We start from the raw sequence: 24970 nt of genomic DNA, 5'->3' as shown, positions 1-24970 counted from the left end.
GGGGTTGACGGCACATAAAAGCAAAAAAAGATTAATCAGCTACCGTTTCATTGTGATATTTATAGCAACACTATGATGCTTATAAATACATCTTGAAATGATCATCTGATTGGTGAATATATTGTTTTCTGTTATTTGTTTTATCTATTCGTGTGTAATGTCCGTAATTAAATACTTTAGCCCTCGTCTAAATAAACGCTAAGTGATACATTTGTTCCAGATAGAAAATATTAGATAAGAAAGTTAATCATTCTCTACTCCAATCCAGATAGTCGGAATCATGGCCAGAAAAACGAAAGCGGATGCCCTCAAAACGCGACAGCACCTGATGGAAACGGCGATTGTACAGTTTGCCGCACGTGGCGTAAGTAATACGACGCTAAACGACATAGCGGATGCCGCCAATGTGACGCGGGGTGCACTTTATTGGCATTTCGAAAATAAAACTCAATTGTTTAATGAGCTATGGTTACAACAACCTCCCTTACGCGATCTTATTCAGGACAAGCTTATTGGTCGTTGGGGGGATAACCCTTTACAGCGGTTGCGTGAAAAATTTGTGGTGGGATTACAATATATTGCGGAGAACCCTCGCCAGCAGGCATTAATGCAGATTTTATATCATAAATGCGAATTCCATAAAGATATGATATCAGAGCAGGCCATTCGCGATAAAATAGGTCTCAGCCACCAAAGCATTCGCGATTCTCTCCAACGGTGCGTAGATGAAAATTTGATTGCCACCAGTCTGGATTTAGACGTCATCATAATTATTTTGCATGGTAGCTTTAGCGGAATAATAAAAAACTGGCTAATGAATCCAGAGAGTTATGATCTTTATGGGCAAGCACCAGCATTAGTTGATAATGTATTAAAAATGTTAAGTCCGGATGGCTGTGTAATGCAATTAATACAGAGTGAAAACCAGGTTGGGTAGTTTAGCCGCCAGGGCCTGACGGCTGTCGACGGTGCTAGTCGAGATCGGCGCAGTTGACCAGCTTTAGGGGATTCACTGAGTTCATATTCCGGCACTTGTCGTGCTCTGTCGTCATCAGTTCTATCCACTGGATGAGCAGCGCATCAAAAAGAAAAACGAAGACCGCAAAAACAACCAGCCACCAATACTTGCGAATCATTGCTAAATCCTGTGTATTCATGCCCAAGCGTGCAGGGAATATACACGAAATCAGTAAGCTGAAAAGCAGACTTACAATGCCTTTACTTTACCGAAAGAGCGCCACTGTTTGCCGTTAATCGGCTCTTTTTGGACAGGTTTTTTGTCTTACGTTTTTTCACTTTTGCAAGTTCAGTCTCTGAAAAATGAGAACCGATACTCAGTCTTCTGAGCCCCATTTTTACGTATTCAGCATTGATTTCAATACCGACAAATTTGCGACCTAATTCCACAGCGGTGGCGCCGGTTGTAAAGCTGCCGGCAAACGGATCGAGCACTTTGTCATCCGGGTTGGAGGAAGCCAGAATGATCCGTTCCAGGAGGGCTTTGGGTTTTTGGGTGGGGTGATTTTCGTATTCATCCATCAGATAGCGAACGCGGGGAAAATCCCAGACATTGCCAGGTACTTTTTTCTGATTGTAAGGCTGGGGCGGATTCTTTCTGTAGTCTATTAGCGCACGTTTAGCGCCCGTTTTGGCTTCAACCAGAATATCATCACGGTTAAATGTGTAGTTTTTCTGATCTTTTACCATCATCAGGATAGGTTCATACATCGAACCAAAGTAGTTTTTAGCCTGTACCCCTGAGCTATCATATGACCACACGATACGGCTTTTGATGGTAAAAAGCTGGCGACATTTGAGGTCGATGTACGGCATGTTCTCCGTACTGTTCATGATGTACATGCTACCGTGTGGTTTGAGAATACGATGGCACTCGTCGATACACTCAAACAGCCACGCCAGAAAGGTCTCTTCGTCCCAGGATTCCACCATCCCGTCAAAGTCTTTGCCGATGTTATAAGGTGGGTCGGCAAAAATGAGATCGATGCTTTCAGCGGGTAGCTTTTTTAGCTCGGTCAGCGCATCACCCAGGATTATCTTTTTAGATTCATCGCCAAAATAGACAGGTTCACCTCTTGCGTTCATCGCCAAAGCCTCCCGTGTGACATTAATAAAAAAGGCGCTTCCCCATGCCGAGTAGCGCCTTTTAAAACAAACATTTAACTGATTAGTATCAGTTCATGCCGTATTTTTTCAGTTTTTTACGCAGCGTACCACGGTTGATGCCCATCATCAGGGCAGCACGGGTCTGGTTGCCGCGGGTGTATTGCATCACCATGTCCAACAGGGGCTGTTCTACTTCAGCCAGTACCAGCTCATAGAGATCATTAACGTCTTGACCGTTCAATTGAGCAAAATAGTTCTTCAGTGCCTGTTTAACCGAGTCACGCAGGGGCTTTTGAGTTACCTGGTCCTGAGAGTTAACGGTAGAAACGGTCAGTACGTCAGAATTTACGCGTTGTTCGAACATAGTTCTGTCAGCTCTTTATTTCTGTTTACGCAAAATTTTCGAAGTATGCCTCCAACGCCGCCAGCTGTTCGCTGGAATCTTCAATGGCGTTGAATGTGCGCCGAAACTGGTCATCCGGAGCGTGTTCCTGGAGATACCAGGATACGTGTTTACGCGCAATTCGGTACCCTTTTGCATGACCATAAAAGTCGTGCAGTTCCCGAACATGCGCACAAAGCAAGCGCTTCACCTCTGCCAGTGGCAGCGGGGGCAGCAGCTCCCCAGTGTCCAGATAATGCTGGATTTCCCGAAAGATCCAGGGTCTTCCCTGAGCAGCACGGCCTATCATCAGGGCATCCGCCCCCGTATAGTCGAGTACAGCTCTGGCTTTAAGCGGGTCAGTAATGTCGCCATTCGCGATAATCGGAATGGAAACTTTCTGCTTAACTGCCCGAATACTGTCGTACTCAGCATCTCCATTGAACAAACAGGCGCGGGTGCGTCCATGAATGGTCAGAGCCTGAATGCCACAGTCTTCAGCCAGTTGGGCAATCTCTACGCAGTTACGGTGTTCCGGAGCCCAGCCGGTGCGAATCTTGAGTGTGACAGGAACGTCCACTGCATTGACGACCTCGGTTAGTATTGATTTCACTAAATCCGGGTACTGCAAGAGGGCTGAACCTGCGAGCTTGCGATTCACTTTTTTAGCCGGACACCCCATATTGATATCAATAATCTGGGCGCCGCTTTCCACGTTAATACGTGCGGCATCGGCCATCTCAACAGGATCGCTACCGGCAATTTGCACCGTGCGAATTCCTGGCTCGTCAACGTGCACCATCCGTAAACGAGACTTGTCGCTTTCCCAAACCTGCGGGTTAGAAGACATCATCTCGGATACCGTCAATCCGGCTCCCATCTCATAGCACAGCGTCCTGAATGGTCTGTCAGTGATGCCAGCCATAGGTGCTGCGATCAGGCGATTTCTGAGCTGGTGTTGTCCGATGCGCATGAGTTAAGAAATGACCATACTGTGACTGCAAGGCGGCGTATATTACGCATTTTTCGCACGAGATGAAAGGCCAAACTTTGACCAATCCACTGAGGTGGATCAATGAATTGCCGTAAATATGAACTCATGAAAATATTTAATCATATAAATCATGGTATTACAAAAATGTGTCGATTTTATATACGCATATAATTTTGCGTAACTTCTCATTTTTTCTTCAGTTACAGAAGGTACTGACAAGATATTCTGCTGAATTAATCAGCAAATTACCTCGCTATTGTGTGATCGTTACCTCATTTTAGTACAGGATCTCGGTGCCACCTGAATTGCTGTTCGTAATCGTGCGTTCATTCAGCGGCTGCGGTGGACGATTGTTCGCTGGCCCAACAATGTAGTGAAATTTATCTAACTGTTCGGCGGAAAGGGCCACAGGCTTTTTCAGGACAACCCAGGTGACGCCTTCAGTACAGGGAGGCGTTGTTATCGAGCCACTGTAGAGCCAGTAGGTCTTATTGTCGGGTAGAAGCTGGTTGATATCGACGGGCGAAAAAATGGGCATGCTGTTGCCCTCCATGGTGGGAAAGGACTCCCACAGGTTTTGAATCGCCTGGTTAGGCTCACCAATGTCAAACATGACCGCCACAATGGCGATATCACCATGTTGGTTTTTGTGGGTCAACTGCAGCTCCAGTGGATAGATTTTACCGTTGAGGGTATGTTCGCCTGGAGCGTGAAAATCAAAATGTTTTAAATAATAGAGCTTTTCTTCAATTTCAATGAAATTAGGGGTGTAGGAGCTCATTGTTGCCTGCAGCGTATGGTTAATGCTGCGAAATCTTGTCGGGCCATCAATGTATTGTAAATTGAGCGCGGGCAGGCCGAGTTTGCTGGTTGTCGTGGTCTGGATATCAACGGGTGACTGGTTGATACCCGTCTGACACGTTGCATACTCTTTGCTTATTTTGCCCCACTGCGCAGGGCTGGTTTCTCCGGTATAGCCCCATGGCACGGCCAGCGTCTTCAGGGGCATTAAGCATGCTGCCAGTAAAATTGTTGTAAAACGATTGAAGTGCATACGTTTACTTAACAAAAAATATAAAAATCAATTATTTATTATATCGTTGGGTAAAGTATCAGTATGCTGGTCTGTTGTCTGAAAATGGCGTGGTCGGATAACCACGCCGGAAGGGATTATTTTTTCTGTCCGGTAATGCGACACCACTCTTCTTTCTCGATAACCGGATCGAGCGTAAAGAGGTCGGCATAGGCTTCACAGACGCTTTCCGCCTGGCTGGCAAGAATACCAGAAAGCCCCAGCAAACCGCCCTCAACGGGCAGCACGCTGATTAAAGGTGCGAGTTCACGTAATGGGCCAGCAAGGATGTTGGCGACCACCACATCGGCTTTCATCGACTCTGGCTGGTCTTTAGGCAGATAAAGTTCCAGACGCTCAGAAACGCCATTACGTTGGGCGTTATCACGGCTGGCCTGAATCGCTTGCGGATCGATATCTATACCAATCGCTTTCGCTGCACCCAGCTTCAGTGCCGCAATGGCAAGGATGCCGGATCCGCAGCCAAAGTCGATAACCGTTTTACCGTTAAGATCGAGACCGTCCAGCCATTGCAGGCACAGAGAGGTGGTTGGGTGAGTACCGGTACCAAACGCCAGACCCGGGTCGAGCATCACGTTGACGGCGTTCTCATCCGGGACATCGCGCCAGCTTGGGCAAATCCACAGACGTTCGCCAAAGCGCATCGGGTGGAAGTTATCCATCCATTCGCGTTCCCAGTCTTTGTCTTCAAGCTGTTCGATTTTATGCGCGAAGCCTGTACCCAGTAGTGGGTGCTGCTCCAGAATCGCAACGACTTCTTTCATGTCGGTTTCTGCATCGAACAAGCCGATAACGTCGGTATCGCCCCACAGGCGAGTCTCGCCCGGCAGAGGTTCAAATACCGGCGTATCATGCGTATCCTGGAAAGTAATGGAAACGGAGCCCGCTTCCATCAGCGCATCGCTCAACTCTTCAGCGTTTGCACCGGTCGTGTTCAGTTTCAGTTGAATCCATGGCATGGCAAAACTCTTTATTTATCAGTAGTCAATATGGCGACTTGCGGAACGGCGGAACCGAAACGGTTGCCGATCAGGAAAGCCAGCAAACTTATCAGTAACGAGGGCACAATCGGATGAAAGCCCAGGTACTGAATGTTAAAAGTAGCGAGTACGGCATAAAGTACGCCGCCGACAATCATTGCGCTCAGTGCGCCTGCCGCGTTTGCCCGCTCCCAGTAAAGGCCCAGCACCAGCGGCCATAGGAAGACGGCTTCCAACCCGCCAAACGCCAGCAGGTTAAGCCAGATAATCATCTCTGGCGGCTTCCAGGCGGCCAGCAGCAGTAACGCGCCCAGCAGCAGAGTGATCACTGCCGACATGCGTTTCAGCCGTGTTTCATTTTGCAGTTGTTCCGGGCGAAGGTTCAGATAAAGATCTTTAATGATCGTAGCGGAACTTTGCAGCAATTGGGCATTGATCGTCGACATGATCGCGGCCATGGGCGCGGCGAGGAAGATCCCGGCTGCTACCGGTGGCAAGACTTTTACCATTAGCGTGGGAATAACCAGATCCGGTACCGTCAGGTCAGGGATCACCGCCCGGCCCAACGCGCCGGCCAGATGCATACCAAACATCAGGACAGCCACCACGATGGTGCCAATGATAATTCCACGGTGTACCGCTTTGCTGTCCTTATAGGAGATGCAGCGCACCGCCGTATGCGGCAGGCCAATCACGCCAAAGCACACCAGCACCCAGAATGAAGTCATAAACGTGGGGGACAGAATGTCATCAGCGCCCTGCGGCGAGACCAGTTTAGGATCGATGGTTTGCAGAGTGACTACCGCATTGCTGAGACCACCAGCGGCATGGACGACACCGACCAGCAGTACGATAGTCCCAATCAGCATCACCATGCCCTGCATCGTGTCGTTCAACACGCTGGCGCGAAATCCGCCGAACGCCGTGTATAACGCGATACTGACGCCAAAAATCAGCAGGCCGGTTTCGTAAGGGATACCCGCTGCGGTTTCCAGCAAACGCGCGCCGCCAATAAACTGTACGGTCATTGCACCGACAAACGCGACCAGCAGGCTGAGGCTCGCCAGCCACACCAGCAGGCGGCTTTGGTAGCGGGCAAACAGCATATCGTTGAGGGTAACCGCATTATAACGGCGTGCCAGAATGGCGAATTTTTTGCCGAGAATACCCAACGACAACCAGACGGCGGGTAGTTGGATCATCGCTAACAAAACCCATCCCAGCCCGTATTTATAAGCAGCACCTGGGCCGCCGATAAACGAGCTGGCGCTAATGTAGGTTGCCGTTAGCGTCATGGCTAACACGACCCCGCCCATAGAGCGGCTGCCGAGGAAATATTCATTCAGGAAGGTGCCGGTCGACCTTTTGCGCATGGCGTAAACAGAGAGACCGAAAACCACCAGAAGATAGGCGACCAGCGGCAAAATAACTTCAAGCTGCATCATCATCCTCCAGTGGAATGTCGCGATAGATAAACTTCACCATCGCCCAGCACAGTACGATGAAAACCAATGGCGTCAGCAGACAGGCCATTTCGAACCAGTGCGGGAGGCCGGTAAAACCCAGAGAGGTGTCTGGTAAGTAAGCGGCCACTAACCATGCGGCAAGATATAAAAGGGTCAGCCACAGCGCCCAGCGCGCCTCTTTATGGGCCTGAACAAAACGAGCGTCCATTTTTTGTCCCTTGTGAATAAAGAAAGCGGGGATTGTACCTTATGGCACCTGTGGGAGGGGAGAAAAACAAAAGGCCGGAATTTCCGGCCTTTTCGGTTAACGCTTGCTTACTTTTCCTGAAGTCCGAGTTTTTTCTCCAGGTAGTGGATATTGGTTCCACCATGCTGGAAGTGCTCGTCATTCATGATACGGATCTGCAGATCAACGTTGGTTTTGATGCCGTCGATGATCAGTTCCTGCAAGGCGTTTTTCATGCGTGCGATAGCGACGTCGCGGTTTTCGCCATAGCAAATCAGCTTACCGATCATTGAGTCATAGTACGGAGGTACTGTGTAACCTGCGTAAATATGAGACTCCCAGCGCACACCAAAGCCACCCGGCGCGTGGAAACGCGTGATTTTACCCGGGCTCGGCAGGAAGGTGTTCGGGTCTTCGGCGTTGATACGGCACTCTACCGCATGGCCTTTAACCACAACTTCGTCCTGCTTGATAGACAGCGGCTGACCCGCTGCGATGCGCAGTTGTTCTTTGATCAGGTCAACACCGGTGATCATTTCGGTTACCGGGTGTTCAACCTGAATACGGGTGTTCATTTCAATGAAGTAGAACTCACCGTTTTCGAACAGGAACTCGAAAGTACCCGCGCCGCGATAGCCGATATCCACGCACGCTTTGGCGCAACGCTCGCCGATGTAGCGACGCAGTTCCGGAGTAATGCCCGGCGCTGGTGCTTCTTCGACAACTTTCTGGTGACGACGCTGCATGGAGCAGTCACGCTCTGCCAGATAAATCGCGTTACCCTGACCGTCTGCCAGCACCTGAATTTCGATGTGGCGTGGGTTTTCCAGGTATTTCTCCATGTAGACCATGTCGTTATTGAAAGCCGCTTTCGCTTCCGCTTTGGTCATGGAGATGGATTGCGCCAGTTCGGCATCGCTGCGCACGACGCGCATACCGCGACCGCCGCCGCCGCCGGAGGCTTTGATGATAACCGGGTAGCCGATGCGTTTAGCATGAGCGCGGTTAGCGTCCATGTCATCGCCCAACGGGCCGTCAGAGCCTGGGACAGTCGGTACGCCAGCTTTCTTCATCGCGGTAATCGCGGACACTTTGTCGCCCATCAGGCGGATGGTGTCGGCTTTCGGGCCGATGAAGATAAAGCCGGAACGTTCTACCTGCTCAGCAAAGTTGGCGTTCTCAGAGAGGAAGCCATAACCCGGGTGAATTGCCACCGCGCCGGTGATTTCAGCGGCGCTGATGATAGCCGGGATGTTCAGATAGCTTTTTACGGACGGAGCCGGGCCAATACAGACCGTCTCATCCGCCAGCAATACGTGTTTTAAATCGCGATCCGCGCTTGAATGCACTGCGACAGTCTTGATACCCAGTTCTTTACAGGCACGAAGAATACGCAAGGCAATCTCGCCGCGGTTAGCGATGACAATTTTATCCAACATGTTCGCCTCGTTATTCGATGACGACCAGCGGCTCGTCAAATTCTACCGGTTGACCGCTTTCTACCAGAATCGCTTTAACGACGCCGGATTTGTCGGCTTCGATCTGGTTCATCATTTTCATGGCTTCAACGATGCACAGGGTATCGCCCGCATTCACTTTCTGGCCGATTTCGATGAACGCTTTCGCATCCGGGCTCGGGGTGCGGTAGAACGTACCAACCATTGGGGAGCGTACGATGTGACCACTGATTTCCGCTGCTGCCGGAGCTTCCATACTTGGAGAGGCAGTTTGTGCGACAGCGTTAGACAGAGCTGGCTGCTGCATCACTGGTGCAGCATAAGCCTGTTGCATCATTGGAAAACTTGCAGCTGGCGCCGCACGGCTGATGCGTACAGACTCTTCGCCTTCAGAAATTTCCAGTTCGGAGATGCCTGATTCTTCAACCAGCTCGATCAGTTTTTTAATCTTACGAATATCCATGAGTGGGTTCCGTACTCTTTGTTTAGTGAGATTGTGACAGGCGTTTTACCGCCGTCTGTATAGCATTTTTATAACAGTGAGTGACAAGATGCCACGCATCTCAGGCGTTGCACTGGGTGCTGATGCCATTACATGAGATTGCCAGACTTGTTAGTCATTGTGCGGCTATCTTCTGTCATTTTCGGGTAAAAGACAAAATATACCTTCAATATGCGATTGTCACCCTTTCCGCGCCGTAAAAACGCTACCGGGGATAGCAAAGGCGCACATTATAACTATTTCGTAGCAATTGGCAGCTAAATACTGGTCTTATCAGGGAAGATAATCAACCGTTAACATGTAAAGAAAATCGGATCGTCCGTGTTTTGCAACGTACTGCACATATCGTGAAACTACCGCCACCACTGGCGAAACTTCCTGTAGCGGCAGGCTAACAGCACCGCAGCAAGTGCGGCATAAATAATCGGTTGAGGGGAGATGATTTTAACCGACCACAGATAATGTATGGGTGCCGGGATCGCCACAAGATAGACGAAGTTGTGCAAAAATTGCCAATACTTACCCAGCTTTCGCTGTGCAGATTGCGTGGACGTTAAGGTGAGAGCAAATAATATGACCCAACAGACAATACCCAACATCAAATACGGTCGCGAAATGAATTCCCGCCCCAACAGCGCCAGATTATGAATACCCAGTTCCAGTAACGCGTAGCTGGTTAAATGCAGCGTCGCCCAGGCGAAACACCATAGCCCTAACAGGCGACGAGTGCGTATCAATAATGGCTGTTTAGCGTAGCGCGCGAGTGGAGAGACCAGCAAGGTCGCCAGTAAGAATTTCAGAGCTGTCCTACCGGTAAAGTGCTGGATATCTTTGACCGGATCGGCGCTCAAACCGCCATGATTTACCGCCCAAAAGAGCCAGATTAACGGCAAAAATCCGCCAAGATGCAGGCAAACTTTCAGCCCGGTAATGTGCTTTGCAGTCAGACGCACTTAAAAATTCTCCTGTAGATTAAGACCACGATACAGGGAAGCAACCTCTTCGGCATAACCGTTAAACAACAGCGTGGATTGACGCTGTACGTCCAGAATACCGCCAGCGCCAATAAAACGTTCGGTGGCCTGGGACCAGCGGGGGTGATCGACATGCGGATTCACGTTGGCATAAAACCCATATTCATTAGGCGCGGCCAGGTTCCACGTTGTTGGGGGGCGTTCGCGCGTAAGTTTGATACTCACGATCGACTTTATGCCCTTAAATCCGTATTTCCACGGCACAATTAAGCGGATGGGGGCGCCATTTTGCGGCGGAAGGGCCTTACCATAAACCCCTACTGTAAGCAGGGTTAGTGGATGCATTGCTTCATCCAGGCGTAACCCTTCAACATAGGGATATTTCAGCCCGCCGCCAATAAAGCGATCTTTCTGACCAGGCATTTCATCCGGGGCGTAGCGCGTTTCGAAAGCGACATATTTTGCGTTGCTGGTGGGTTCAACCTGCGCCAGCAGTTTATGTAATGGAAAGCCAATCCACGGCACCACCATTGACCAGGCTTCCACGCAGCGCATCCGATAAATCCGCTCTTCCAATGGGAAACGGGTGGTCAGCGCATCATGATCGAGAGTGAGGGGTTTTGCGACTTCGCCAGTGATTTTCAAGGTCCACGGATCGGTTTTCAGGCTGCCTGCGTTGGCCGCTGGATCCGCTTTGTCGAGACCAAATTCATAGAAGTTGTTGTAGCCAGAAACTTTATCTGCTGGCGTTAAAGGAAGCGAATTTTGCCAGGCGGTGGGCTTGCTGAAATTAAGCGGCTTACCCGCAGGCGCCGGAGGGCGGTCATTACCCTTAAACCAGCTCAGAAGGTCGGCCTGCGCAGCGTGAGGCAAAGACAACGCGGCAACGCTGATCCCTAATGCTTTCAGTACCTGGCGGCGCTGCATAAAAAAAGCCGACTCGGCGGTGACGTCGGCTTCTGTAAATGGACGTAATTTCTTCATAACAGACTCCCGGCTTACGCGTCATGACAGACAAGGGATGCGTAGTTAATATGGCAGGGAGTCTCTATATATGCCGCGAAATTTTGTTAGTTAAGTGTAAATTTCTGCGCCGATGCCTGTTATTTCACCTTCACCAGGGTACGACCTTGCACCTGGTTATTGATGATGGCATCGGCGAACTTCGGCGCATCCGCTAGCGTAATCTCCGTGGCGGCCTGAGCATAGAACGATTCCGGCAGATCCTTAACCAAACGCGCCCAGGCTTCTGCGCGACGTGCCGGTGGGGTCATCACCGAGTCCACCCCTTGCAAACGTACATTACGCAGAATGAATGGCATGACGGTGGTCGGCAGCGCGAAGCCGCCCGCCAGGCCGCAGGCGGCCACGCAGCCACCGTAGTTCATCTGTGCCAGGACTTTCGCCAGCACTTTATCGCCAACGGTATCAATTGCACCGGCCCACAGTTGTTTTTCCAACGGGCGAGATTCAGCAAACTCATCGCGGCTGAGAATACGATTTGCGCCCAGGCTCTTCAGATAGTCGTGGGTGCTTTCGCGCCCTGATACTGCCACAACCTGATAGCCCAGCTTATGCAGTAATGCCACGGCAGTGCTGCCCACGCCGCCGCTGGCGCCGGTGACGACAATCTCACCGTCTTGCGGGCGAATACCTGCATCCTCAAGCGCCATAACGCACAGCATGGCGGTAAAACCGGCGGTGCCGATGACCATCGCTTTGCGCCCGTCCAGCCCTTGCGGCAGCGCTACCAGCCAGTCGCCTTTGACGCGCGCACGTTCAGCCAGCCCGCCCCAATGGTTTTCACCCACACCCCAGCCGGTCAGTAAGACTTCCTGACCCGCATGAAAACGGGGATCTTCGCTTGCACGCACGGTACCGGCGAAGTCAATGCCAGGAATCATCGGAAAGTTGCGGATGATTTTACCCTTGCCAGTGATAGCCAGGGCGTCTTTATAGTTCAGGCTCGACCAGTGGACATCCACCGTTACATCGCCTTCCGGGAGCTGGTTTTCGTCGAGGGGTTGAACGGATGCGAGGGTTTTTCCGTCCTGCTGTTCTAAGATCAAAGCCTGCATAACCTGTCCTCAATTCGTATAGTGGATTGGAAAATTGTTAATGAAGACTATACTCGCTAATCAAAACATGATGCCGATTCTGCGCAATAAATTGCCAGATATACCTGATTTGGTAGTATGCCCCCACAGTTTGCATAAATTGGCGGATTTTGCGTTCAGTTTTGCATTTTCGAGTCGCTTTATCTCTTTCACACCTGTTTCATAACTGTCGGAGTTAACACAAGGATGCGATTAACGACGAAATTCTCAGCTTTTGTCACGCTGCTTACTGGGTTAACGATCTTTGTGACTCTGATTGGCTGCTCGCTGAGTTTCTACAACGCTATTCAATATAAGTTCACTACGCGAGTGCAGGCGGTGGCGACGGCGATTGATACACATCTTGTCTCCCGCGATTTCGTTTCGCTGACGCCGCAAATCGATGAACTGATGGTTTCTGTTGATATCGTGCGTATCGAGTTGCTGCAAGGGGAGCATATAGTGTATGACCACTCCCGAACCAGCAGCTACCGTCCGGCAGGAACGAACAACCTCTACCGCGACATCACCGTACCGTTGGTCAAGCATCCGGGCATGTCAGTTCGCCTGGTTTATCAGGATCCGATGGGCAACTATTTCCATTCGCTACTGACTACCGCGCCGCTCACACTGGCCATTGCGTTTATTATTCTGATGCTCTTTTTGTCGGTACGCTGGCTTCAGCGTCAGCTTTCAGGCCAGGAGTTACTGGAGATTCGTTCCACGCGTATTCTGAACGGTGAACGCGGGTCGAATGTACGAGGAACGGTCTATGAATGGCCAGCGCGCACCAGCAGTGCGCTCGATATGTTGCTGACTGAAATTCAAAATGCCCGCGAGCAACGCAGCCGACTGGACACCCTGATTCGTTCCTATGTTGCGCAGGATACAAAAACCGGGCTGAGTAACCGTCTGTTTTTTGATAACCAGTTGGCCACGCTGTTGGAAGATCAAGAAAAGGTGGGAGCGCATGGCGTCGTGATGATGGTGCGTCTGCCGGACTTTACTCTGCTGCGAGATAGCTGGGGAATCACCCTGGCGGAAGAACAAATTTCAACGCTAATCAATTTGTTGTCGACGTTTATGACGCGTTATCCGGGGGCATTGCTGGCGCGCTACCACCGTAGCGATTTTGCCATCCTGTTGCCACATCGCACGCTGAAAGAAGCCGAAAGCATCGCCGGGCAATTATTAAAAGCGGTCGATGCGCTTCCGACTAATAAAATGATCGATCGTGCCGATATGGTTCATATTGGCATTTGCGTTTGCCGCAGTGGTCAGTCGACGGAACAGGTGATGGATCATGCTGAGGCCGCCACCCGGAATTCGGTCCTGCAGGGTGGGAACAGCTGGTCGGTCTATGATGACTCCCTGCCGGAAAAAGGCCGGGGCAACGTGCGCTGGCGGACGCTGATTGAACAGATGCTCAGCCGGGGCGGGCCGAGAATATATCAAAAACCTGCGGTAACGCGTGAAGGACGGGTACACCACCGGGAACTGATGTGCCGTATTTTTGATGGCAGCGAAGAGGTTATTTCGGCGGAATATATGCCGATGGTGCTGCAGTTTGGCCTGGCTGAAGAGTATGACCGTTTACAGTTAAGTCGTCTGATCCTGCTTTTGGGCTACTGGCCGCAGGAAAGCCTGGCGATGCAGATAACGGTTGAATCGCTAATTCGCCCACGTTTTCAGCGCTGGCTGCGTGATACGTTGATGCAGTGCGAAAAATCACTACGCAAACGCATAATTATTGAACTTGCTGAGGCAGATGTTTGTCAACATATCAGCCGATTACAGCCCGTCATCCGATTGATGGATGCGCTAGGGGTACGGATCGCCGTTACGCAGGCCGGTTTAACGCTGGTGAGCACCAGCTGGATTAAAGAGCTTAACGTTGAGTTATTGAAGCTGCATCCAAGCCTGGTGAGGAATATTGATAAGCGAACCGAAAACCAACTGTTGGTTCAAAGCCTGGCGGAGGCCTGTTCAGGCACGCCAACGCAGGTTTATGCCACGGGAGTTCGTTCGCGTAGCGAGTGGCATACGCTGACGGAACGCGGAGTTGCTGGTGGGCAAGGGGATTTTTTTGCCGCATCACAGCCACTTGACACTAACGTGAAAAAATATTCGCAAAGATATTCGGTTTAACCTGCCGTTTAATTCGTTTTCACGTAGAATAACGCGCGCTGTGCCTTCTGGGGGTGTGCTTGTCTGCTCGCCAGGTTGTAACAGCAAACATGCAGGTGAATGACCTTTGACAGGTTGCAAACAAAAGCGAGGAATGCTGCTGATTTTTTCAGCCCTGATGGACTCAGGCCGGTTTTGTAACAAAGGAAACGAACTGCACTAATTTTCACCGTAGCAGATGATTTTTGCGCCTTGTCGCTGCTGCGTGTGGTTGGTAAAGTAAGCGGATTTTGTTTTCCGCCCCAGCTTTCAGGATTATCCCTTAGTATGTTGAAAAAATTTCGTGGCATGTTTTCCAATGACCTGTCCATTGACCTGGGTACCGCGAATACCCTTATTTATGTAAAAGGACAAGGCATCGTATTGAATGAGCCTTCTGTTGTGGCCATTCGTCAGGATCGTGCCGGTTCGCCGAAAAGCGTGGCTGCAGTAGGTCATGATGCGAAGCAGATGCTGGGTCGTACGCCGGGCAATATCGCTGCAATTCGCCCAATGAAAGACGGCGTTATCGCTGACTTCTTCGTGACTGAAAAAATGCTCCAGCACTTTATCAAACAAGTGCACAGCAATAGCTTCATGCGCCCAAGCCCGCGCGTACTGGTGTGTGTACCGGTTGGCGCAACCCAGGTTGAACGCCGTGCGATCCGTGAATCCGCTCAGGGCGCAGGCGCCCGTGAAGTCTTTCTGATCGAAGAGCCGATGGCGGCCGCGATTGGTGCGGGTCTGCCAGTTTCTGAAGCAACCGGCTCAATGGTTGTGGATATCGGTGGTGGTACCACTGAAGTTGCCGTTATCTCCCTGAACGGCGTGGTTTACTCTTCTTCCGTACGTATTGGTGGTGACCGCTTCGACGAAGCCATCATTAATTACGTTCGTCGTAACTACGGTTCTCTGATCGGTGAAGCCACCGCAGAACGTATTAAACACGAAATCGGTTCCGCTTATCCGGGCGATGAAGTCCGCGAGATCGAAGTACGCGGCCGTAACCTGGCAGAAGGTGTTCCACGCGGCTTTACCCTGAACTCCAACGAGATTCTGGAAGCGCTGCAGGAACCGCTGACCGGTATCGTGAGCGCGGTAATGGTTGCTCTGGAACAGTGTCCGCCAGAGCTGGCGTCAGACATCTCCGAGCGCGGTATGGTGCTGACCGGTGGCGGTGCGCTGCTGCGTAACCTTGATCGTCTGTTAATGGAAGAAACCGGTATTCCAGTTGTTGTTGCTGAAGATCCGCTGACCTGCGTGGCGCGCGGTGGCGGCAAAGCACTGGAAATGATCGATATGCACGGCGGCGACCTGTTCAGCGAAGAGTAATCGGACGCAGGTAGGGTGGCCCGCGGGTTGCCCTACCGCTCTGATACGAGAATACGCATAGACTATGAAGCCAATTTTTAGCCGTGGCCCGTCGCTACAGATTCGCCTTATTCTGGCGGTGCTGGTGGCGCTCGGCGTTATTATTGCCGACAGCCGCCTGGGTACGTTTAGTCAAATCCGAACGTACATGGATACCGCCGTCAGTCCTTTCTACTTTATCTCTAATGGTCCTCGTGAATTACTCGACGGCGTGTCGCAAACGCTGGCTTCGCGTGACCAACTCGAACTTGAAAACCGGGCGCTGCGTCAGGAACTGCTGCTGAAAAATAGCGAGCTGCTGATGCTGGGGCAATATAAACAGGAGAACGCGCGTTTGCGCGAGCTGCTGGGATCGCCATTGCGTCAGGACGAACAAAAGATGGTGACGCAGGTCATCTCAACGGTTAATGACCCATACAGCGATCAGGTCGTGATCGACAAAGGGAGCGTTAACGGCGTCTACGAAGGTCAGCCAGTTATCAGCGACAAAGGTGTAGTGGGTCAGGTCGTTGCGGTAGCAAAACTGACCAGCCGCGTACTGCTGATTTGCGATGCAACGCATGCTCTGCCAATCCAGGTTCTGCGTAACGATATTCGCGTCATTGCTGCGGGCAACGGTTGTACGGACGATCTTCAGCTCGAACATCTGCCGGCGAACACCGACATTCGCGTTGGCGATGTGCTGGTGACTTCCGGTTTGGGTGGACGCTTCCCGGAAGGTTATCCGGTTGCTGTTGTTTCTTCCGTTAAGCTGGACACTCAGCGTGCTTATACCGTCATTCAGGCTCGTCCGACCGCGGGTTTGCAGCGTTTGCGCTATCTGCTGCTGTTGTGGGGAGCCGATCGTAATGGCGCCAATCCGATGACGCCGGAAGAAGTACACCGTGTTGCCAATGAACGTTTGATGCAAATGATGCCGCAAGTTCTGCCTGCGCCAGATGCCATGGGGCCGCCTGCGCCAGTACCGGCACCTGCTACAGGCGTCACTACCGCGCCTACGGACACCACGCCGCCACAACCTGCTCCGCGTAAGCCGGGAGGACAGTAAGTGGCAAGCTATCGTAGCCAGGGGCGTTGGGTTATTTGGCTTTCGTTCCTTATTGCACTGTTGCTGCAAGTTATGCCCTGGCCGGATGACATTATTGTTTTCCGGCCAAACTGGGTGCTGCTCATCTTGTTGTATTGGATTCTGGCGCTACCGCATCGCGTAAATGTGGGCACAGGGTTCGTGGTGGGTGCCATACTGGATCTCATTAGCGGTTCCACGCTTGGCGTGCGGGCCTTGTCGATGAGTATCATTGCCTATCTGGTCGCGCTGAAATTCCAGCTATTCCGCAACCTCGCGCTCTGGCAACAGGCGCTGGTGGTCGTGTTGTTATCACTGGTCGTGGATATTATTGTTTTCTGGGCCGAGTTTTTAGTGATCAATGTCTCTTTCAGACCTGAAGTGTTCTGGAGTAGTGTAGTGAATGGTGTGCTCTGGCCATGGCTATTCTTACTGATGCGTAAAATCCGTCAGCAGTTTGCGGTGCAATAAAGGTTGATATGAATACTCTGTATCTTGCTTCAGGTTCTCCACGTCGTCAGGAACTGCTCGCTCAACTTGGTATCACGTTTGAACGGCTGGTTCCTGGGATTGAAGAACAGCGGCACCCGCAGGAAAGCGCGCAGCAGTACGTTTCTCGTCTGGCGCGCGAAAAAGCGCAGGCTGGCGTTGCGTTGGCGCAGCGCGATTTGCCGGTATTGGGTGCGGATACCATTGTTATTCTTAACGGCGAAGTGCTGGAAAAACCGCACGACGCCGCCCATGCCGCCGCAATGCTGCGTAAGCTGTCGGGCAACACGCATCAGGTCATGACCGCCGTGGCATTGGCCGATCGCCAGCACAGTCTGGACTGTCTGGTGGTGACGGAAGTGACATTCAGAGCACTCACCGATGAGGACATCGCGGGTTATGTTGCCAGCGGTGAACCAATGGATAAAGCAGGTGCATACGGTATTCAAGGGTTGGGTGGCTGTTTTGTCAGGAAGATAAATGGCAGCTATCACGCCGTAGTCGGCTTACCGCTGGTAGAAACGTATGAGTTGCTGACCAATTTTAACGCACTGCGTGAGCAAAGGGATAAACATGACGGCTGAATTGTTGGTAAACGTAACGCCATCGGAAACACGGGTGGCTTACATTGATGGCGGTATTCTGCAGGAAATTCATATTGAACGTGAGGCGCGACGTGGAATCGTAGGCAATATCTACAAAGGTCGTGTAAGTCGTGTACTTCCGGGTATGCAGGCGGCTTTTGTAGATATTGGACTGGATAAAGCCGCATTTCTTCACGCTTCAGACATCATGCCACACACCGAATGCGTGGCCGGTGAAGAACAAAAACAGTTCACCGTGCGCGACATTTCTGAACTGGTTCGCCAGGGCCAGGATTTGATGGTGCAGGTGGTAAAAGATCCGCTGGGTACTAAGGGCGCTCGTCTGACGACGGACATTACGCTGCCTTCCCGTTATCTTGTTTTTATGCCGGGCGCGTCGCACGTTGGCGTTTCCCAACGTATCGAAAGCGAAAGCGAACGCGAACGTCTGAAAAAAGTGGTAGCCGATTACTGTGATGAGCAGGGCGGATTTATTATTCGTACAGCGGCGGAAGGCGTATGCGAAGAGGATCTGGCCTCGGATGCTGCCTACCTGAAGCGCGTCTGGACGAAAGTCATGGAGCGCAAAAAACGTCCGCAAACGCGCTACCAGATGTATGGCGAACTTGCGCTGGCGCAGCGCGTTTTGCGTGATTTTGCCGATGCCCAGCTTGATCGGATCCGCGTCGACTCTCGCCTGACCTATGAGGCGTTGCTGGAATTTACGGCGGAGTACATTCCCGAGATGACCAGCAAGCTGGAGCATTACAGCGGACGTCAGCCTATTTTCGATCTCTTTGACGTTGAGAATGAAATCCAGCGCGCGCTGGAACGCAAGGTTGAGCTGAAATCCGGCGGCTATTTGATCATCGATCAAACCGAAGCGATGACCACCGTGGATATCAATACCGGCGCGTTTGTTGGACATCGTAATCTCGACGACACTATTTTTAATACTAATATTGAAGCAACGCAGGCCATTGCGCGTCAGCTGCGTCTGCGTAACCTGGGCGGCATTATCATTATCGATTTTATCGACATGAATAATGAAGATCATCGGCGCCGGGTGTTGCACTCTCTGGAGCAGGCTCTGAGCAAGGACCGCGTAAAAACCAGCATTAACGGTTTTTCACAGCTGGGCCTGGTGGAGATGACGCGTAAGCGCACGCGTGAAAGCGTGGAGCATGTGCTGTGCAATGAGTGCCCTACCTGTCATGGACGCGGTACCGTGAAAACGGTGGAAACCGTATGCTATGAAATCATGCGCGAAATTGTCCGCGTACACCATGCATACGACTCCGATCGCTTCCTGGTTTATGCATCTCCGGCAGTGGCAGAAACCCTGAAAGGCGAAGAGTCGCATGCGCTGGCGGAAGTCGAAATCTTTGTGGGTAAACAGGTCAAAGTCCAGGTTGAACCGCTCTATAACCAGGAGCAGTTCGACGTCGTAATGATGTAATTGAGTAGTAGCACCAGCGCATGTAGGCCGGATAAGGCGCAAGCGCCGCCATCCGGCAATATACACTCAAGGGGTGTGAGTCACATTTTTTTGCAGACAAGGAGAGGCGCGTGAGGCGATTGCCGGGGATATTACTGCTCACTGGAGCCGCATTCGTTGTCATTGCAGCGCTGATGGTCAGTGGACTGCGCCTTGCGCTACCTCATCTTGATAGCTGGCGTCCGGCCATTCTCGGTAAGATTGAATCCGCGACTGGCCTGCCCGTTACCGCCAGCCAGCTATCCGCCAACTGGCAAAATTTCGGCCCTACGCTTGAAGCGCGTGATATCCACGCTCAGCTCAAAGACGGCGGTGAGTTTTCGGTAAAACGCGTCACGTTAGCGCTGGATGTCTGGCAAAGTTTACTGCACATGCGCTGGCAGTTTCGCGATCTCACCTTCTGGCAATTGCAGTTGCGCACCAATACCCCTATCCAGAGTAGTGAAAGCGGTGATGGAATTGAAGCGGGTCACCTCAGCGATCTCTTCCTGCGTCAGTTCGATCATTTCGATCTCCGCGACAGTCAAATCAGCTTTTTAACCCTCTCAGGCCAGCGCGCTGAACTGGCGATCCCACAGCTTACCTGGCTGAACGGTAAAAACCGGCATCGCGCTGAGGGGCAGGTCAGTCTCTCCAGTCTGACCGGTCAACATGGCGTTATGCAGGTGCGCATGGATCTGCGCGACGACAATGGGCTGTTGAATAATGGTCGGGTCTGGCTGCAGGCAGACGACATTGACGTCAAACCGTGGCTGGGCAAATGGATGCAGGATAATGTCGCGTTGCAAACCGCGCGTTTTAGCCTGGAAGCATGGATGACGATCAATAAAGGCGTCGTTTCCGGAGGCGATGTCTGGCTGAAGAAAGGCGGCGCCAGCTGGCTGGGTAACAACCGCACGCATACGCTCTCCGTGGATAACCTGACGGCGCACATTAGCCGCGAACAGCCGGGCTGGCAATTCTCTATTCCCGATACCCGTATCACCATGGATGATAAACCCTGGCCAAGCGGGGCGTTAACGCTGGCCTGGATCCCTGAGCAGGAAGTCGGTGGTGAGAATAACAAGCGCAGTGACGAGCTACGCATTCGCGCCAGCAATCTGGAGCTGGCTGGATTAGAAGGGCTGCGCCCGATGGCGGCTAAGTTATCGCCAGCGCTGGGGGATATTTGGCGCGCCACGCAGCCAAGCGGCAAAATTGATGTGCTGGCGCTGGATATCCCATTACAGGCAACAGAAAAGACCCGTTTCCAGTCCTCGTGGACCAATCTGGCCTGGAAACAGTGGAAGTTGTTACCGGGGGCGGAGCATTTCTCCGGTACGCTTTCGGGCAGCGTGGAAAATGGTGCGCTTACCGCCTCCATCAAGCAAGCCCGCATGCCGTATGAGAGCGTCTTCCGCGCACCATTGGAAATAGAAAACGGCGTGGCGACGCTAAGCTGGCTGAAGAATGATAAAGGTTTTCAGTTAGATGGGCGCAACATTGATGTCAAAGCGAAAGCGGTACATGCGCGCGGTGGTTTTCGCTATCTGCAACCGACCGGTGACGAGCCATGGTTAGGCATTCTGGCGGGGATCAGTACTGATGACGGCTCTCAGGCCTGGCGCTACTTCCCGGAAAATCTGATGGGCAAAGAGCTGGTTGACTACCTCAGCGGCGCGATTCAGGGCGGCGAAGCGGATAATGCCACGTTGGTGTATGGCGGTAACCCGCATTTGTTCCCATATCTGCATAATGAAGGGCAGTTTCAGGTCCTGGTGCCGTTACGCAATGCTAAATTCGCCTTTCAGCCCGACTGGCCTGCGTTGACTGACCTCAATATTGAACTGAACTTCATTAACGACGGTCTGTGGATGAAAACGGATGGCGTTAATTTAGGCGGCGTAAAAGCCAGCAATCTGACGGCCAATATTCCCGACTATGCAAAAGAAAAACTGCTGATTGATGCCGACATCAACGGGCCGGGCAAAGCGGTTGGACCTTATTTTGATGATACGCCGCTAAAAGATTCTCTTGGCGCCACGCTTGAGCAGTTGCAGATTGATGGCGATGTGAATGCTCGCTTACATCTCGATATCCCGTTGGATGGCTCGCTGGTTACGGCCAAAGGTGATGTCAATCTGCGTAATAACAGTCTGTTTATTAAACCGCTCGACAGCACGTTGAAGAATTTGACCGGTAAATTCAGCTTTGTGAACGGCGATCTGCAGAGTGAGCCGATGACGGCAAACTGGTTTAATCAGCCGCTGAACGTCGATTTTTCCACTACCGAAGGGGCCAAAGCCTATCAGGTGGCGGTGAATCTGCAAGGCGACTGGCAGCCAAACCGTATGGGGATTTTGCCGACGCAGGTGAACGATGCGTTAAGCGGCAGTATGGCGTGGAATGGCAAGGTGGATATCAATCTTCCGTATCATGCCGGGGCGACCTACGACATTGCGTTAAAGAGTGACCTGAAGAATGTAAGTAGTCACTTACCTGCTCCACTGAATAAGGCGGCCGGTGAGGCGCTGCCGGTAAACGTGAAGGCCAACGGCAATCTGCGCAGCTTTGATCTCACCGGCAACGCAGGGAGCAAGAATCACTTCAACAGCCACTGGCTGCTGAATCAGAAGCTGACCCTTGACCGCGCTATCTGGACGTCGGAAAGCCGCACCGTGCCCGCGTTACCCGATCAGCAAGGCATTGAGCTCAATCTTCCCCCTATGGACGGCGCGCAATGGCTGGCCTTGTTCCAGAAAGGCGCTGCGGATAACGTTGGCTCGAACGCCAACTTCCCGCAACGCATCACGGTACGTACGCCATCGTTATCCCTGGGGGGGCAGCAGTGGAACAATTTAAGTATTGTGTCTGAGCCTTCGGGCAACGGTTCCAGCGTGCAGGCGCAGGGGCGTGAGATCAACGCCACGCTGGCTATGCGCAATAACGCCCCGTGGCTGGCGAACATTAAATACCTCTATTACAACCCGAGCGCCGCAAAGCCTTCTCCCGGCACAGCGCCAGCGTCGCCTTTCTCTACCATCAATAACGTCAGCTTCCGTGGCTGGCCGGATGTTCAACTCCGCTGTGCAGAGTGTTGGCTGTGGGGACAGAAATATGGACGTATTGATGCCGATGTGGCGATCAAAGGCGATACGCTCTCGTTGAGCAACGGTCTGTTGGATACCGGCTTTGCCAGACTGACTGCCGATGGTGAATGGGTGAATGTGCCGGGTAAAGAGCGTACGTCACTGAAGGGAAAACTGAACGGCAAAAAAATTGACTCTGCCGCCGGTTTCTTTGGCGTATCGACGCCGATTCGTAACTCTTCGTTCAATGTGGAGTACGACCTGCACTGGCGTAATCCACCGTGGGATCCGGATGAAGCGTCGCTGAATGGGATTTTGCGCACCCGGTTGGGCAAAGGTGAGCTTACCGAACTTAGTACCGGACATGCGGGGCAACTGTTACGCCTGTTAAGCTTTGACGCGTTGCTACGTAAACTGCGCTTTGATTTTAGCGATACCTTCAGTGAAGGCTTCTATTTCGACTCCATTCGCAGCACGGCGTGGATTAAGGATGGTGTGATGCATACCGACGACACGCTGGTGGACGGTCTGGAAGCTGACATCGCGATGAAAGGCTCGGTGAATCTGGTACGCCGCGAACTGGATATGGAAGCGGTTGTCGCGCCTGAAATTTCTGCCACCGTTGGGGTTGCCGCCGCGTTCGCCGTCAACCCGATTGTCGGCGCGGCGGTGTTTGCCGCCAGTAAGGTTCTGGGGCCGCTGTGGAGTAAAGTTTCGATTCTGCGTTACCGTATCACCGGTCCGGTTGATAAGCCGCAGATTAACGAAGTTCTGCGTCAGCCGCGCAAAGAAAGCCAGCAATGATTTGACGGGGGCAAGTAATTGCCCCAATCTCAGTACATAGTATTGCCGGATGGAGCAGCGCTTATCCGGCCTACAGTAGCCTAACAACGTAGGCCGGATAAGGCGTTTTTGCCGCCATCCGGCAGAATTAAATGAGTAACAAAACGATGAGTCTGAACCTGGTAAGTGAACAATTGCTAGCGGCGAATGGCCTGAAACATCAGGATCTGTTTGCCATTCTGGGCCAACTGGCCGAACGCCGTCTCGATTACGGCGATCTCTATTTTCAGTCGAGCTATCACGAATCCTGGGTTTTAGAAGATCGCATCATTAAAGATGGTTCTTACAATATCGATCAGGGTGTTGGCGTACGCGCCATCAGCGGCGAAAAAACGGGGTTTGCTTATGCAGACCAGATTAGCCTGTTGGCGCTGGAGCAAAGTGCGCATGCTGCCCGGACTATTGTGCGCGACAGTGGTGACGGCAAAGTAAAAACGCTGGGTGCGGTAGAGCATCAGGCGCTTTACACTTCGGTCGATCCGTTACAAAGCATGAGCCGCGAAGAGAAACTGGATATTCTGCGTCGCGTTGACCGCGTTGCGCGTGCTGCTGACAAGCGCGTTCAGGAAGTGACCGCCAGCTTGACCGGTGTTTATGAGCTGATTCTGGTGGCGGCGACCGACGGTACGCTGGCCGCGGATGTCCGTCCACTGGTGCGTTTGTCCGTCAGCGTACAGGTCGAAGAAGACGGTAAACGTGAGCGCGGCGCGAGCGGTGGCGGCGGTCGCTTTGGCTATGACTATTTCCTTGGCGATCTCGATGGTGACGTTCGTGCCGACGCGTGGGCGAAAGAGGCTGTGCGCATGGCGCTGGTCAATCTGTCCGCAGTAGCCGCGCCGGCAGGTACGTTACCGGTGGTACTCGGCGCTGGCTGGCCTGGCGTTCTGCTGCACGAAGCGGTCGGTCATGGTCTGGAAGGCGACTTTAACCGCCGTGGTACCTCGGTATTTAGCGGTCATATGGGTGAACTGGTCGCGTCAGAACTGTGTACCGTAGTGGATGATGGCACAATGGCGGACCGTCGTGGATCCGTGGCTATTGATGACGAAGGTACACCGGGCCAGTACAACGTGCTGATCGAAAACGGTATTCTGAAAGGCTACATGCAGGACAAACTGAATGCGCGCCTGATGGGTGTGGCGCCAACGGGTAACGGACGCCGTGAATCTTACGCGCACCTGCCGATGCCGCGGATGACCAACACCTATATGCTGCCGGGCAAATCCACGCCGCAGGAAATCATTGAATCCGTCGAATACGGCATTTATGCGCCGAACTTCGGCGGTGGTCAGGTGGATATCACCTCCGGGAAATTTGTGTTCTCAACGTCCGAAGCGTATCTGATTGAAAACGGTAAAGTGACCAAACCCGTGAAAGGCGCGACGCTGATTGGCTCCGGTATCGAAGCGATGCAGCAAATTTCGATGGTGGGTAATGATCTGAAACTGGATAACGGCGTAGGCGTTTGCGGTAAAGAAGGGCAAAGCCTGCCGGTGGGCGTGGGCCAGCCGACGCTGAAGGTCGATAATTTGACGGTCGGCGGCACCGCATAGCATCATGATCCAGGCCCGATAAGCGTCAGTGCCATCGG

At 52.2% G+C, this 24970-nt stretch carries 23 protein-coding genes; 9 read left to right on the top strand and 14 right to left on the bottom strand.

What is annotated here, in order from left to right; genetic code table 11:
• Positions 1 to 280 precede the first annotated feature (280 nt).
• The gene (gene envR / locus FOB24_RS22740) at positions 281 to 937 is read left to right on the top strand and encodes an acrEF/envCD operon transcriptional regulator (protein WP_038634405.1); all 657 of its coding nucleotides are present in this window, start codon (positions 281 to 283) and stop codon (positions 935 to 937) included.
• A 34-nt stretch (positions 938 to 971) separates the two neighbouring features.
• Here envR and FOB24_RS22735 read toward each other — a convergent pair whose 3' ends face one another.
• From FOB24_RS22735 to acuI, 13 genes are all read right to left on the bottom strand, one after another.
• The gene (locus tag FOB24_RS22735; RefSeq protein ID WP_032940702.1) at positions 972 to 1136 is read right to left on the bottom strand and encodes a DUF2556 family protein; all 165 of its coding nucleotides are present in this window, start codon (positions 1134 to 1136) and stop codon (positions 972 to 974) included.
• A gap of 82 nt (positions 1137 to 1218) precedes the next feature.
• Entirely contained in the window at positions 1219 to 2103 is an 885-nt protein-coding gene (gene yhdJ, locus FOB24_RS22730) for an adenine-specific DNA-methyltransferase (RefSeq protein ID WP_085048619.1), read from the bottom strand.
• An 88-nt stretch (positions 2104 to 2191) separates the two neighbouring features.
• Positions 2192 to 2488, bottom strand: a complete 297-nt coding sequence (gene fis / locus FOB24_RS22725; RefSeq protein WP_000462905.1) for a DNA-binding transcriptional regulator Fis — start codon at positions 2486 to 2488, stop codon at positions 2192 to 2194.
• A gap of 25 nt (positions 2489 to 2513) precedes the next feature.
• Entirely contained in the window at positions 2514 to 3479 is a 966-nt protein-coding gene (gene dusB, locus FOB24_RS22720) for a tRNA dihydrouridine synthase DusB (protein WP_038634395.1), read from the bottom strand.
• Between the two features lie 298 nt (positions 3480 to 3777).
• The gene (locus FOB24_RS22715) at positions 3778 to 4509 is read right to left on the bottom strand and encodes a carbonic anhydrase (RefSeq protein ID WP_223851225.1); all 732 of its coding nucleotides are present in this window, start codon (positions 4507 to 4509) and stop codon (positions 3778 to 3780) included.
• Positions 4510 to 4670: 161 nt separating this feature from the next.
• On the bottom strand, positions 4671 to 5552 hold the full coding sequence (prmA, locus tag FOB24_RS22710) for a 50S ribosomal protein L11 methyltransferase (protein WP_085048622.1): 882 nt from the start codon (positions 5550 to 5552) through the stop codon (positions 4671 to 4673).
• Positions 5553 to 5563: 11 nt separating this feature from the next.
• A complete protein-coding gene (panF, locus tag FOB24_RS22705) occupies positions 5564 to 7015 on the bottom strand; it encodes a sodium/pantothenate symporter (RefSeq protein ID WP_038634386.1) in 1452 nt (483 codons plus the stop codon).
• Positions 7005 to 7247, bottom strand: coding sequence for a YhdT family protein (locus FOB24_RS22700; protein ID WP_085048623.1), 243 nt, complete (start codon positions 7245 to 7247; stop codon positions 7005 to 7007). The genes panF and FOB24_RS22700 overlap by 11 nt, the downstream gene beginning before the upstream one ends.
• Before the next feature lie 107 nt (positions 7248 to 7354).
• Positions 7355 to 8704, bottom strand: a complete 1350-nt coding sequence (accC, locus tag FOB24_RS22695) for an acetyl-CoA carboxylase biotin carboxylase subunit (RefSeq protein ID WP_003828838.1) — start codon at positions 8702 to 8704, stop codon at positions 7355 to 7357.
• Positions 8705 to 8714: 10 nt separating this feature from the next.
• Positions 8715 to 9185 (bottom strand): acetyl-CoA carboxylase biotin carboxyl carrier protein, encoded by a 471-nt coding sequence (gene accB / locus FOB24_RS22690; RefSeq protein WP_003025210.1) that lies wholly within the window; start codon positions 9183 to 9185, stop codon positions 8715 to 8717.
• Positions 9186 to 9577: 392 nt separating this feature from the next.
• Positions 9578 to 10177 (bottom strand): protein-methionine-sulfoxide reductase heme-binding subunit MsrQ, encoded by a 600-nt coding sequence (msrQ, locus tag FOB24_RS22685; protein WP_150345489.1) that lies wholly within the window; start codon positions 10175 to 10177, stop codon positions 9578 to 9580.
• Positions 10178 to 11182 (bottom strand): protein-methionine-sulfoxide reductase catalytic subunit MsrP, encoded by a 1005-nt coding sequence (gene msrP, locus FOB24_RS22680; protein ID WP_150345488.1) that lies wholly within the window; start codon positions 11180 to 11182, stop codon positions 10178 to 10180.
• A 119-nt stretch (positions 11183 to 11301) separates the two neighbouring features.
• Positions 11302 to 12276 (bottom strand): acrylyl-CoA reductase (NADPH), encoded by a 975-nt coding sequence (gene acuI / locus FOB24_RS22675; RefSeq protein ID WP_085048626.1) that lies wholly within the window; start codon positions 12274 to 12276, stop codon positions 11302 to 11304.
• A gap of 225 nt (positions 12277 to 12501) precedes the next feature.
• Here acuI and csrD point away from each other — a divergent pair, with 225 nt between their 5' ends.
• Entirely contained in the window at positions 12502 to 14442 is a 1941-nt protein-coding gene (csrD, locus tag FOB24_RS22670; RefSeq protein WP_085048627.1) for an RNase E specificity factor CsrD, read from the top strand.
• An 8-nt stretch (positions 14443 to 14450) separates the two neighbouring features.
• Here csrD and FOB24_RS24345 read toward each other — a convergent pair whose 3' ends face one another.
• Positions 14451 to 14771 (bottom strand): hypothetical protein, encoded by a 321-nt coding sequence (locus FOB24_RS24345; RefSeq protein ID WP_154050627.1) that lies wholly within the window; start codon positions 14769 to 14771, stop codon positions 14451 to 14453.
• On the opposite strand from FOB24_RS24345, the gene mreB reads away from it, so the two are divergent.
• The 7 genes from mreB to tldD all read left to right on the top strand — a co-directional run bounded on the left by mreB (position 14749) and on the right by tldD (position 24932).
• Positions 14749 to 15792 (top strand): rod shape-determining protein MreB, encoded by a 1044-nt coding sequence (mreB, locus tag FOB24_RS22665; protein WP_000913396.1) that lies wholly within the window; start codon positions 14749 to 14751, stop codon positions 15790 to 15792. The genes FOB24_RS24345 and mreB overlap by 23 nt on opposite strands.
• A 64-nt stretch (positions 15793 to 15856) precedes the next feature.
• Entirely contained in the window at positions 15857 to 16879 is a 1023-nt protein-coding gene (gene mreC / locus FOB24_RS22660; protein WP_042311343.1) for a rod shape-determining protein MreC, read from the top strand.
• On the top strand, positions 16880 to 17368 hold the full coding sequence (gene mreD, locus FOB24_RS22655) for a rod shape-determining protein MreD (RefSeq protein WP_085048628.1): 489 nt from the start codon (positions 16880 to 16882) through the stop codon (positions 17366 to 17368).
• A gap of 8 nt (positions 17369 to 17376) precedes the next feature.
• Positions 17377 to 17970 carry a Maf family protein gene (locus tag FOB24_RS22650; protein ID WP_085048629.1) on the top strand — a complete coding sequence of 198 codons (594 nt, stop codon included), beginning with the start codon at positions 17377 to 17379 and terminating at the stop codon, positions 17968 to 17970.
• Entirely contained in the window at positions 17960 to 19429 is a 1470-nt protein-coding gene (gene rng, locus FOB24_RS22645) for a ribonuclease G (RefSeq protein WP_038634356.1), read from the top strand. Before FOB24_RS22650 ends, rng begins: the two co-directional genes overlap by 11 nt.
• Positions 19430 to 19539: 110 nt before the next feature.
• A complete protein-coding gene (yhdP, locus tag FOB24_RS22640; protein WP_085048630.1) occupies positions 19540 to 23340 on the top strand; it encodes an AsmA2 domain-containing protein YhdP in 3801 nt (1266 codons plus the stop codon).
• Between the two features lie 146 nt (positions 23341 to 23486).
• The gene (tldD, locus tag FOB24_RS22635; protein WP_038642897.1) at positions 23487 to 24932 is read left to right on the top strand and encodes a metalloprotease TldD; all 1446 of its coding nucleotides are present in this window, start codon (positions 23487 to 23489) and stop codon (positions 24930 to 24932) included.
• The last annotated feature ends 38 nt before the right edge of the window (positions 24933 to 24970 follow it).

The sequence above is a fragment of the Citrobacter werkmanii genome (assembly GCF_008693645.1).
GTDB classification, from domain to species: Bacteria; Pseudomonadota; Gammaproteobacteria; order Enterobacterales; family Enterobacteriaceae; genus Citrobacter; species Citrobacter werkmanii.
This window is presented reverse-complemented; position numbering and strand designations above follow the sequence as displayed.

What these genes read in the sequence shown, in the direction of transcription:
- acuI (WP_085048626.1), bottom strand. Translation starts at nt 12,276, where the DNA reads ATGCAGGCTTTGATCTTAGAACAGCAGGACGGAAAAACCCTCGCATCC.
- mreC (WP_042311343.1), top strand. Translation starts at nt 15,857, where the DNA reads ATGAAGCCAATTTTTAGCCGTGGCCCGTCGCTACAGATTCGCCTTATT.
- mreB (WP_000913396.1), top strand. Translation starts at nt 14,749, where the DNA reads ATGTTGAAAAAATTTCGTGGCATGTTTTCCAATGACCTGTCCATTGAC.
- dusB (WP_038634395.1), bottom strand. Translation starts at nt 3,479, where the DNA reads ATGCGCATCGGACAACACCAGCTCAGAAATCGCCTGATCGCAGCACCT.
- msrP (WP_150345488.1), bottom strand. Translation starts at nt 11,182, where the DNA reads ATGAAGAAATTACGTCCATTTACAGAAGCCGACGTCACCGCCGAGTCG.
- csrD (WP_085048627.1), top strand. Translation starts at nt 12,502, where the DNA reads ATGCGATTAACGACGAAATTCTCAGCTTTTGTCACGCTGCTTACTGGG.
- prmA (WP_085048622.1), bottom strand. Translation starts at nt 5,552, where the DNA reads ATGCCATGGATTCAACTGAAACTGAACACGACCGGTGCAAACGCTGAA.
- envR (WP_038634405.1), top strand. Translation starts at nt 281, where the DNA reads ATGGCCAGAAAAACGAAAGCGGATGCCCTCAAAACGCGACAGCACCTG.
- yhdJ (WP_085048619.1), bottom strand. Translation starts at nt 2,103, where the DNA reads ATGAACGCAAGAGGTGAACCTGTCTATTTTGGCGATGAATCTAAAAAG.
- FOB24_RS22735 (WP_032940702.1), bottom strand. Translation starts at nt 1,136, where the DNA reads ATGATTCGCAAGTATTGGTGGCTGGTTGTTTTTGCGGTCTTCGTTTTT.
- fis (WP_000462905.1), bottom strand. Translation starts at nt 2,488, where the DNA reads ATGTTCGAACAACGCGTAAATTCTGACGTACTGACCGTTTCTACCGTT.
- accC (WP_003828838.1), bottom strand. Translation starts at nt 8,704, where the DNA reads ATGTTGGATAAAATTGTCATCGCTAACCGCGGCGAGATTGCCTTGCGT.
- tldD (WP_038642897.1), top strand. Translation starts at nt 23,487, where the DNA reads ATGAGTCTGAACCTGGTAAGTGAACAATTGCTAGCGGCGAATGGCCTG.
- panF (WP_038634386.1), bottom strand. Translation starts at nt 7,015, where the DNA reads ATGCAGCTTGAAGTTATTTTGCCGCTGGTCGCCTATCTTCTGGTGGTT.
- rng (WP_038634356.1), top strand. Translation starts at nt 17,960, where the DNA reads ATGACGGCTGAATTGTTGGTAAACGTAACGCCATCGGAAACACGGGTG.
- accB (WP_003025210.1), bottom strand. Translation starts at nt 9,185, where the DNA reads ATGGATATTCGTAAGATTAAAAAACTGATCGAGCTGGTTGAAGAATCA.
- FOB24_RS24345 (WP_154050627.1), bottom strand. Translation starts at nt 14,771, where the DNA reads ATGCCACGAAATTTTTTCAACATACTAAGGGATAATCCTGAAAGCTGG.
- FOB24_RS22650 (WP_085048629.1), top strand. Translation starts at nt 17,377, where the DNA reads ATGAATACTCTGTATCTTGCTTCAGGTTCTCCACGTCGTCAGGAACTG.
- FOB24_RS22715 (WP_223851225.1), bottom strand. Translation starts at nt 4,509, where the DNA reads ATGCCCCTGAAGACGCTGGCCGTGCCATGGGGCTATACCGGAGAAACC.
- FOB24_RS22700 (WP_085048623.1), bottom strand. Translation starts at nt 7,247, where the DNA reads ATGGACGCTCGTTTTGTTCAGGCCCATAAAGAGGCGCGCTGGGCGCTG.